Annotated in this window: 4 protein-coding genes; 1 reads left to right on the top strand and 3 read right to left on the bottom strand. The window is 74.1% G+C overall.

Annotation, left to right across the window (positions count from 1 at the left end; genetic code table 11):
* Nucleotides 1–938, top strand: a 938-nt coding sequence (locus AB0F81_RS50865; protein ID WP_360211629.1) for a prephenate dehydrogenase/arogenate dehydrogenase family protein, incomplete at its 5' end; no start/stop codon positions are given.
* Here AB0F81_RS50865 and AB0F81_RS50870 read toward each other — a convergent pair.
* The 3 genes from AB0F81_RS50870 to AB0F81_RS50880 form a co-directional block, all read right to left on the bottom strand.
* A complete protein-coding gene (locus AB0F81_RS50870) occupies nt 931–2,412 on the bottom strand; it encodes an amino acid adenylation domain-containing protein (RefSeq protein ID WP_360211631.1) in 1,482 nt (493 codons plus the stop codon). The two genes, AB0F81_RS50865 and AB0F81_RS50870, sit on opposite strands and share 8 nt — an antisense overlap.
* Nucleotides 2,413–2,424: 12 nt before the next feature.
* Nucleotides 2,425–2,670, bottom strand: a complete 246-nt coding sequence (locus AB0F81_RS50875) for an acyl carrier protein (protein ID WP_360211633.1) — start codon at nt 2,668–2,670, stop codon at nt 2,425–2,427.
* A gap of 121 nt (nt 2,671–2,791) precedes the next feature.
* A partial coding sequence (locus tag AB0F81_RS50880) for a 4'-phosphopantetheinyl transferase superfamily protein (RefSeq protein ID WP_360211635.1) occupies nt 2,792–3,282 on the bottom strand: 491 nt, incomplete at its 5' end.

Here is a 3,282-nt window from a genome sequence, read left to right on the forward strand (position 1 = left end):
CGCCGGTCGATCTCGCGCTGGTCGCGGTGCCGCCGGCCCAGGTCGGCCCGGTGCTGCGCGACGCCCAGCAGCGTCGTTCGGCGTACGCCTACACCGACGTGGCCGGGGTGAAGGGCGAGCCGGAGCGGCACGTCCTGCGGCTGGCACCGGACCCGGCGTCGTACGTCGGCGGGCACCCGATGGCCGGCCGGGAGCGGTCCGGCCCGCTGGCGGCCACCGCCGAGCTGTTCACCGGCAAGACCTGGGTGCTCAGCCCGACCGAGCGCACCGGCGACGCGGCGCTGGCGAGCGCCACCGCGCTGGTCGATCTCTGCGGCGCCGTGCCGGTGCGGCTGGACAGCCGCGCACACGACGCGATGGTGGCGCTGACCTCGCACGTCCCGCACCTGATGGCCAGCCTCACCGCGGCCCGGCTGGGCGACGGGCCGGCCGGCACCGCGACGATGGTGGGCCAGGGCGCCCGCGACGTCACCCGGATCGCGGCCGGCGACTCGGCGCTGTGGACCGACATCGTCCGGTCGAACGCGACGGCGGTCGCGAGTGTGCTCCGCGACGTCCGTGCTGACCTGACCCGGCTGCTGGACGCGGTCGAGGTGCTGGCCGGGCCGGGGGTGGATGGCCACCCCCAGGCTCTGCGGACGGTCACCGACCTGCTGGCGCGCGGCGCCGACGGCGTGGTCCGCAGCCGGCCGTCCGACGACCGTGTAGCGCTGCGAGTGGCACTGGCCCGGGACCCGGGCGGTCTGGGGCGGCTGCTGCGGGCGGCCGCGCCGTACGGCGTCACCGCGGACCAGGCAGCCGTGACTCTCGCGCCGGACGGTGGGCTGGTGGTGCGGCTGATGGTGCCGCCCGCCGCGGCTGATCCCGTGGTCTCCGGGCTCGCCGCGGCGGGCTGGGCGGCCACCCCCGCCGAAGCGGGGGTAGCGGACTTCAGCTGAACGTCGGCACGGGAGCCGGGGAGGTCTCGCACAGGGCGGCGACCGCCGTACGGTCGACTTTGCCGTTGGGGGTGCGGGGCAGCGCCGTGACCAGCCGGATCTTGTCGACCACCATGTAGGTGGGCAGGTGTTTCGCGCAGTGCGCCTTGATCCCGAGCAGGGTGGGCCCGGTCTCGCCGGCGGGGACGATCGCGGCGTGGATCCGGCTGTCGAGCCCGGTGCCGAGCACGACGACGGCGACCGCGCCCACCGCGGGATGGGCGGTCAGCACGGCCTCGATCTCGCTCGGCTCGACCCGGTTGCCCCGCACCTTGACCATGTGGTCGAGCCGGCCGACGTATTCCAGGTCGCCGTCCGGTCCGAGCCGGCCGAGGTCGCCGGTGCGGTACGGCCCGCGGTGCGGTTGCTGACCCCAGTAGCCGAGCATGACCGTCGGGCCGTCCACCACGATCTCGCCGGTGTCCTGGCCGGGCGGGTCCAGCCAGACCCGGTCACCGCTGCTGGCGGTCCCGATCGGCAGCGGCCGGGTCCGGGTGAGGTCCCGGTCGGTCACCTCGTAGGAGGTGCACACGTTCGTCTCGGTCGGCCCGTACCAGTTGAACAGCCGGACCCCGGGCCAGGCGGCGCGCAGGCGCCGCACGTCGGCGATCGGGAACGGCTCACCGGCGAAGACGCACACCCGTAGCGCCGGGGGCGGATCGCGCTCGAGCAGCCCGCCGTCGGTGGCCATCAGCTGCAGGGCCGAGGGCACCGAGTACCACACCGTGATGTCGCGCTCGACCAGGAACCGGGTGAGCGCCTCCGGGGCGAACGCGAGCGTGGCCGGTAACAGGTCGACGCAGGCGCCCGCGTGGAACGCGCCGTACAGGTCGAACACCGACAGGTCGAAGTTGAAGGGCGCGTGGTTGGCGAGGCGGTCGGCGGGGCTCAGGGCGGTCTCGTCCGCGGCCCAGCAGACGAAGGCCAGCGCGTTGCGGTGACTGATGCTGACGCCCTTCGGCTCGCCGGTGGAGCCGGAGGTGTAGAGGATGAACGCGCAGTCGCCGGGCGCCGCCGATGCGACGTCCGGTGGCGGCGGGTCCGCCGGCAGGGGCAGTGCGGCCAGGCGCACGCTGCGCGGGTCGCCGGGCAGCGGCTCGTCGGCGATCACCAGTTTCGCGGCGCAGCCGTCGGCGATGCGCTGCACCCGGGCGCCGGGGTTGGACGGCGTCACCGGGACGTAGACGGCCCCGAGCCGCAGCACGGCCTGCATCACGGCGACGGTGCCGATGCTCTTCGCGGTCCAGAGGACCACCCGGTCGCCCGGGCCGACACCGTGCCCGGCCAGCGCGTGCGCGTATCCGTCGGCCAGGGTGTCCAGTTGCGCGTAGGTGACGGTGGTGTCCCCGTCGCGTACCGCGGGGGCGTCCGGGGTGCGGCGCGCCGCGTCCCGGACCAGAGTGGACAGCAGCATCGGGTGCGGGTGCTGGGTCATCGGCCGCGCCGCTCAGTCGTGCGCGCCGGCCGCGACCGGGGTCCCGGCCACGAGCCCGGCGATCGTTTCCAGGTCACGGAAGTTCGTCGCGGTCATGGTCGCGGGGGACAGCCGGACTCCGAACGTCGCCCGGATGTAGGCGACCAGCCGGGCCGTCTCGATCGAGTTGAGCACACCGAGTTCGAGCAGCGGTGTGGTGCTGGTCAGATCGGCGGCGTTCTCCGGGCCGAGCAACCGGGTGGCGACGTACTCGGTCAAGGCATCGAGTATCTGCGGGTATTGTGCTGCGGACATCGAGATCCTCTCGGGACGATACGGGGGCACACCTGGTCGAGCCGAGGGTAGAGCGATTTCGGCGCGTCCAACCGAGACCAGCTGCTCAGTTGCACACGACGACCGCGGTGCACAGCACGTCGTCCGCGGCGAGCCAGCGGCCGCGCAGCTCGGTGAGCGGCGGGCCGCCGTCGATCCGGGTCCCGTCGATGAGGATGCCGGCGGTGAACGTGCCGGCCGGCGGGTCGATGTCCAACCGCGCCTCGGTGAAGTCCAGCTCCCGGCGGGTCAGCGGATACCACGCCTTGAAGATCGACTCCTTGGCGCTGAACAGCAACCGGTCCCAGCTGACGCCCGGGTCGGCGGCTGCGAGCCGGGCCAGCAGGGTGCGCTCCTCGGCCAGCGTGACCAGCTCGCCCACGCCGTCCGGCAGCGGCTCGTCCGGCTCGGCGTCGATGCCGATCGAGGCCAGCGACGTGGCTTCGGCGACGGCGGCGGCCCGGTAGCCGGCGCAGTGGGTGATGCTGCGCGTACAGGTGGAGCAGCTCGTCACCGGCATCGGTGAGCCGGTGACCGTCTTCGCGCACGGCCTCGCCG

Source organism: Actinoplanes sp. NPDC024001, from assembly GCF_040638955.1.
Lineage (GTDB): Bacteria > Actinomycetota > Actinomycetes > Mycobacteriales > Micromonosporaceae > Actinoplanes.